At 31.4% G+C, this 3,375-nt stretch carries 7 protein-coding genes; 5 read left to right on the plus strand and 2 right to left on the minus strand.

What is annotated here, in order from left to right:
* Positions 1 to 696 (minus strand): UbiA family prenyltransferase (locus NC818_07620; protein ID MCM8784609.1); only part of this gene is annotated, 696 nt, incomplete at its 3' end.
* A 92-nt stretch (positions 697 to 788) separates the two neighbouring features.
* Here NC818_07620 and NC818_07625 point away from each other — a divergent pair.
* From NC818_07625 to NC818_07645, 5 genes are all read left to right on the plus strand, one after another.
* Positions 789 to 1,139, plus strand: a complete 351-nt coding sequence (locus NC818_07625) for a nucleotidyltransferase domain-containing protein (protein ID MCM8784610.1) — start codon at positions 789 to 791, stop codon at positions 1,137 to 1,139.
* Positions 1,124 to 1,519 carry a HEPN domain-containing protein gene (locus NC818_07630; protein ID MCM8784611.1) on the plus strand — a complete coding sequence of 132 codons (396 nt, stop codon included), beginning with the start codon at positions 1,124 to 1,126 and terminating at the stop codon, positions 1,517 to 1,519. The genes NC818_07625 and NC818_07630 overlap by 16 nt, the downstream gene beginning before the upstream one ends.
* A 262-nt stretch (positions 1,520 to 1,781) precedes the next feature.
* Entirely contained in the window at positions 1,782 to 2,534 is a 753-nt protein-coding gene (locus tag NC818_07635; protein ID MCM8784612.1) for a HEPN domain-containing protein, read from the plus strand.
* A gap of 165 nt (positions 2,535 to 2,699) precedes the next feature.
* Positions 2,700 to 3,017: a nucleotidyltransferase domain-containing protein gene (locus NC818_07640; protein ID MCM8784613.1), complete on the plus strand. Its 318-nt coding sequence runs from the start codon at positions 2,700 to 2,702 to the stop codon at positions 3,015 to 3,017.
* Complete coding sequence (locus tag NC818_07645) at positions 3,007 to 3,165, plus strand: HEPN domain-containing protein (GenBank protein ID MCM8784614.1); 159 nt, start codon at positions 3,007 to 3,009, stop codon at positions 3,163 to 3,165. Before NC818_07640 ends, NC818_07645 begins: the two co-directional genes overlap by 11 nt.
* On the opposite strand, the gene NC818_07650 is transcribed toward NC818_07645, so the two are convergent.
* A partial coding sequence (locus NC818_07650) for a hypothetical protein (GenBank protein ID MCM8784615.1) occupies positions 3,154 to 3,375 on the minus strand: 222 nt, incomplete at its 5' end. The genes NC818_07645 and NC818_07650 overlap by 12 nt on opposite strands.

Here is a 3,375-nt window from a genome sequence, read left to right on the forward strand (position 1 = left end):
ATAGCAATGGAGTGTTCTGAGAGAAGAGTAATTTATCTCTTTTTTAGTGAGAAGAATGGCTATGTGAAAGGTTAACAAAAATAAAAAGCCAGCAATTATAAAAGAAAATTTACAAAAAGATATAAATGCTAAGATTAAAAAAGAAATTATGAGAATTTTAATTTTCTTCTCTCCTAAGAATAGAGCGGTGGTTAATATTTTTTCAGATTTATCTTGAGATAAATGTGCCAGTTCATGGATTAATTGAGCTACAAATAAGAGACAAAGAAGCCCAGAGTAAATTGGCAAAATTAATTTATTTTCGAGATTATTTATTCCAATAAGAAAAAGCATAGAGAAGCCAAAGGCATTACAGAAAGTTCCAATGAAAGGATGGGATTTAAGTCTAACCGGAGGTAGGGAATAAAGTAAAGCAATTAAGAAAAATAAAAGAATAAAAATTTTAGTTTTGGGATTTAGAAAATTCATAAGAAAAGGGATAGGAAATAGAGGAATTATAGAAAGAAGAATTTTTCTCTTTGGTAATTTTCGGTCAAAAAATTCATTCCAGGAGAAAGCAAAGGCAAGGAGCAAGCCAGAAATAATGATTTTGCTCAATAGATGGGGAAATAAAAAAGGCTTATTTAAGAAATATCCTAATAGAATAAGACCTAAAAAATGCGTCCAATCTTTGATGCGATAAATCTTAATAAGCATTATAATAATATACCTCTCAAAAACAGAAAAAGCATTAAAATTCTTGCGTAGCAAGAGGGAATAGCGTATAATAAAAATTTATAAAGAAGAAAATGGTTCATCCATCTCTAAGTCTCAAAGAAGAAAAAGCATTGCAAGAATTTAAAGCAAGTTTAGTCTCTAAATATTGTGACAAATTGGTCTTAATTGAATTGTTTGGTTCAAAAGCAAGGGGCGATTATAATCAATACTCGGATTTGGATATTTTGGTAGTTACGGAGAATAAAGACCCTGTCCTTAACCGGAAAATAAGCGATCTTGCCTTTGATATCGGTTTAAAATTTAACCTCTGTTTATCTTTAAAAATATTGGATAAAACATTTTTTGGAAAATTAGAGAATTTAGGAGCTTTTTTTATTGAAAGCATTAAAAAAGAGGGAATAATTTTATGGAAGAAAAATTGAAAGAGAAAATATTAAAACAGTTAGAAAAAGCAAGGAAAAAACTTTATAGTGCGGAGAGAATATTTAAAGATAAACTTTACGAAGATTCTATTTCGCGTGCTTACTATGCTATGTTTCATGCCACTAAGGCCTTACTTTTAACTAAGCATATTCAAGTAAATACACACTCGGGAGCAGTGGCGATGTTGAGTATGCATTTTATTAAAACAGGTCTTTTAGATGCCTCTTTTGGAAAAATGTTATCCTATGCCAAAGACTTAAGGGAAAATGGAGACTATGATACACTCTATGAAGCAACCAGGGAAGAAGCAGAAACAGTTCTTACAGATAGCAAGAAATTCTTGGCAGAGATAGATAAAATTATCAAAAAGAATTTATAAATAAAGTGGAAGAAAAATTTTAGTCAAAAAATTCATTCCAGGAGAAGGCAAGGGCTAAAAGCAGACCTGTGAGAAAAAGATAGATTTAATTCCATTAGAAAATTATAAATATAAAGAATTGATTTTTAAGGGAGGAGAGTTTATGGGATGACTTTGATGAAGTATTTTTAGATTTTAGAAACAGTCTGCAGGGATTCCTTAAATTTATAGAAGAACTCGCCTTAAAACTAAATATTCCTTATAAAAGGGGGCAAAAGTAAATATGCAAAAAAGAGAATTGGTACCCCAGGCGTATATAAAAAATAAAGAAGAGGCTCTGGATTTTTTCATCTCTAAGTTAATAAATAGCGAGGCTGAAAAATATGTAGGGAAAATTTATCTTTTTGGAAGTCTCAATCGTAGAAAAGTAACCCCAGAAAGCGATGTAGACCTGTTAATATTTTGTTTGAGAAATATTGATTATATTCTTAACATCATTTGTGATTTACAAATGGAAACTTATTGGCAATACTCGGAGAGTATTGAACCGCTCCTTTATCCCATAGAGATGTTAAGATATCCAAATAATTATTTTTTATACCGTATTATTAAATACGGAAAGGAGGTATATTCTATGAATGAAGAAGAATTGAAAAGAGAAGAGGCCAAAAATTATTTAATTTTGGCCAAGGAATATTTAGAAGGAGCCAAAGAGAACTTGAAATCAAAGAGGTTTAGAATTACAATTGATGCCGCCTACAATGCCGCTGAATTATGTGCGAAGGCCTTTCTTCTACAGGTGCTCGCTGAGACTCCCTCAAGCCATGGTGGAATAATTGGTGAATTTAGCAAGTTTTTTGTTAAGACCAAAAAGGTACCTGAGGAAATTGGCCGTAATTTAAACAAATCCTTAGACTTGAGAAATAAGGCTCGTTATGTTTATAATGCTGAGATAACCTTAAATGATGCTCAAAAGCTGATAAAATTGGCTGAAGAGATGCTCAAGTTGACAAAAGATCTATGGGAAAAAGATTGATAATTTGATGTGGCTTGAAGATATTGAGGATATGAGAAGATATAAAAGCAGGGTAATTCCCAAGACCAATCCCGTATAGCGATAGATTTTTCTGAGAGAGGGATAATCTATCTCTTTTTAATATTACGGGGATAAAAATGTAAAGTGGTAACATAGAGGTTTTAAATGAAAGTTTTAGAGAAAGAAATTCATAAAATCTTAGATATCTTAAAAACAAAATATAAGCCTCAGAAAGTAATTCTCTTTGGCTCAGCAGTAAGGGGTGAATTTGAAGAGGGGAGTGACCTGGATTTCTTCATTATAAAACAGACAAAATTACCACGCCATCGCCGCCCACTTGAAATTTATAAATTTTTGAATGACCAAAACCTCCCGATAGATTTCATTATTTATACACCAGAGGAATTTAAAGAGAGACTTTCTTTAGGTGATTTTTTCATCAAACGCATTCTAAAAGAAGGGGAAGTGCTATATGAAAAATAATTCTAATTTCAAAATTTTGGCGAAAGAATGGTTTGAGAAAGGGAATCATGATCTCGATGAGGCAAAATTGTCATTTGAGCATGGTGGTTGGACAGATATAATCTATTTCCATTGCCATCAGGCTGTGGAAAAATATTTAAAAGAATAGAAACTTCTGAAGATGATGTAAAAGAAGGATGATTCCGAAGACCAATCCATCGTAGCGATAGAGTTTCCTGAGAGAGGAATAATTTATTTCTTTTTTAGTGAGAAGAATGGCTATGTGAAAGGTTAACAAAAATAAAAAGCCAGCAATTATAAAAGAAAATTTACAAAAAGATATAAATGCTAAGATTAAAAAAGAAATTATGAGAATTTT

The sequence above is a fragment of the Candidatus Omnitrophota bacterium genome (assembly GCA_023819145.1).
Taxonomy (GTDB): Bacteria; Omnitrophota; Gorgyraeia; order DTHP01; family DTHP01; genus JBFWKV01.

Excerpts from the sequence above, each read along its gene's own strand:
- NC818_07640 (MCM8784613.1), top strand. The coding sequence starts at position 2,700 with ATGAAAGTTTTAGAGAAAGAAATTCATAAAATCTTAGATATCTTAAAA.
- NC818_07630 (MCM8784611.1), top strand. The coding sequence starts at position 1,124 with ATGGAAGAAAAATTGAAAGAGAAAATATTAAAACAGTTAGAAAAAGCA.
- NC818_07635 (MCM8784612.1), top strand. The coding sequence starts at position 1,782 with ATGCAAAAAAGAGAATTGGTACCCCAGGCGTATATAAAAAATAAAGAA.
- NC818_07625 (MCM8784610.1), top strand. The coding sequence starts at position 789 with ATGGTTCATCCATCTCTAAGTCTCAAAGAAGAAAAAGCATTGCAAGAA.
- NC818_07645 (MCM8784614.1), top strand. The coding sequence starts at position 3,007 with ATGAAAAATAATTCTAATTTCAAAATTTTGGCGAAAGAATGGTTTGAG.